The following is a 1,837-nucleotide window of genomic DNA, read 5'->3' as shown; positions in this document are numbered from 1 at the left end:
GTGGTGGGGCGGGCCCCACCACCGCCGCCCGCACGACGGGTCAGTCCTGCTCGCCCATGGCGTCCGCCAGGGTGTCGAAGAACTCGGTGTAGGTCTGGATGCCCTCGTTGGTGTAGGTGTCCCGGGGCATGTAGACGACCTGGCCCTCCTGCACCGCGGTGACGTTGCGCAGGGCCTCGGCCTGCTCGATGACCTCCTGCGCCGGGGTGTACTCCGCGTCCTCGGCGGAGATCGCGGCGTCGCGGTCCATCACGAGGATCCAGTCGGGGTTCGAGTCGGCGATCGCCTCGACCGAGATGTCGTCGCCCTGGTGGTCGTCGCTGGCGCCCTCGACCTCGAGGGCCGGCGCGAAGTCGAAGATCTCGAACAGCGGGCCCAGGGTGCGGCCCTGGCCCGGGGCGACGAAGCCGATCTCGCCGCCGGAGACGGTGACGGCCATGACGGTGTCGCCGGGCCGGTAGCCGTCGACCACGCGCTGCATCGCCGCGTCGAAGTCGGCGTTGATCTGCGCGGCCTCGTCCTCGCGGTCGAAGATCTGGCCCAGGACGGAGGTCTGGCGCTTCAGCTCCTCGTCGAAGGGCTGGTCCTCCCGCGGGTCCAGCTCGACGACGGTGGCCTCCGGGACGAGGTCGGCGAAGTCCTCGCGGTAGTCGGCGAAGCGCTGACCGTTGACGACGAGGTCGGGATCCGCGGCGACGACGGCCTCGAGGTCGGGCTCGCGGTGGTTGCCGAGGTCGACGACGGACTCGTCGTCGGCGTAGGCGATGGTGTCCGGCATGAGGGCGCGCGGGGCGGCCGCCAGCTGGACGTCCCACGCGGCGAGCGTCTCGAACGTGCGGTTGTCGGTGGCGACGACGGACGCCGGCGGGACGTCGACGGTCTGCGTGCCGTGGTTGTCCTCGACCTCGACGGTGGCGGCGGAGGGGGCGGACGACTCCGTGGAGGCGGCCTCGTCGCCCTGGGCCGTGCCGCAGGCGGTGAGGGCGAGGACGCCGGCGGCGGCCAGGAGGGCGGCCGGGTGCGGGGTGCGGTTCATGGTCTTCCTTCGTGCAGAGGACGCCGGCGTGCTCCGGGCAGGAGCGCCGGCGGGATCCGATGGGCGCGACGAACCCGCACACCGGTGTGCGGGGACGACGGGGAGGGCACCGTTGCTCGGCCGAGGTAAGGGTTGCCTTACCGCTCAACCTAGAGGGTCGGGCGGGCGTGAGGCAAATCATTGGCGAACACCGGCGTGACCTAATTGCCGCCGGGGGTCTCGGGATGGTCGGCACGTTGGCACTCGCCTTGACCGACTGCCAGCCCGCTCCTACAGTTGGCCTTGGCACTCTCCGGGTGAGGGTGCTAAGGGCCCAGGCGATCGACCGGCACCGCGACGACGGTCGGTGCGCCGACCGGCCCGAAGCCCGACGGCGGGTCCAGCCCGCGGTCGCCCACCGTTTTCCACCCCTACAGACAAGGAGAGATCGTGTCGGTCTCCATCAAGCCTCTCGAGGATCGCATCGTCGTCCAGCCGCTCGCCGCTGAGCAGACCACCGCGTCCGGTCTCGTCATCCCGGACACCGCCAAGGAGAAGCCCCAGGAGGGCAAGGTCCTGGCCGTCGGCCCCGGCCGGGTCGACGACTCCGGCAATCGCATCCCGGTCGACGTCAAGGAGGGCGACGTCGTGATCTTCTCCAAGTACGGCGGGACCGAGGTCAAGTACAACGGCGAGGAGTACCTGGTGCTCCCGGCCCGCGACGTCCTCGCCGTCGTCGAGAAGTAGACCGGGCCCACCGACCCGGCGCAGACCGCGCAGTCCTGACGAAGGGTGCCCGCCGCTCGCCCCGCTGTTCCGGCG

The 1,837-nt window shown here is 71.3% G+C and carries 2 protein-coding genes; one reads left to right on the top strand and one right to left on the bottom strand.

Annotation, left to right across the window (positions count from 1 at the left end):
• Positions 1-40: 40 nt before the first annotated feature.
• On the bottom strand, positions 41-1,036 hold the full coding sequence (locus tag ACFU0Y_RS18080; protein ID WP_380216341.1) for a siderophore ABC transporter substrate-binding protein: 996 nt from the start codon (positions 1,034-1,036) through the stop codon (positions 41-43).
• Positions 1,037-1,465: 429 nt separating this feature from the next.
• On the opposite strand from ACFU0Y_RS18080, the gene groES reads away from it, so the two are divergent.
• Positions 1,466-1,762, top strand: a complete 297-nt coding sequence (groES, locus tag ACFU0Y_RS18075; protein ID WP_047801805.1) for a co-chaperone GroES — start codon at positions 1,466-1,468, stop codon at positions 1,760-1,762.
• Positions 1,763-1,837: the final 75 nt, after the last annotated feature.

The sequence above is a fragment of the Kocuria sp. NPDC057446 genome, assembly GCF_042802875.1.
Taxonomy (GTDB): Bacteria; Actinomycetota; Actinomycetes; order Actinomycetales; family Micrococcaceae; genus Kocuria.
Note: the sequence above shows the minus strand (reverse complement) of the source record. Positions and strands in the feature narration are given on the sequence as shown.

Excerpts from the sequence above, each read along its gene's own strand:
- ACFU0Y_RS18080 (WP_380216341.1), bottom strand. The coding sequence starts at position 1,036 with ATGAACCGCACCCCGCACCCGGCCGCCCTCCTGGCCGCCGCCGGCGTC.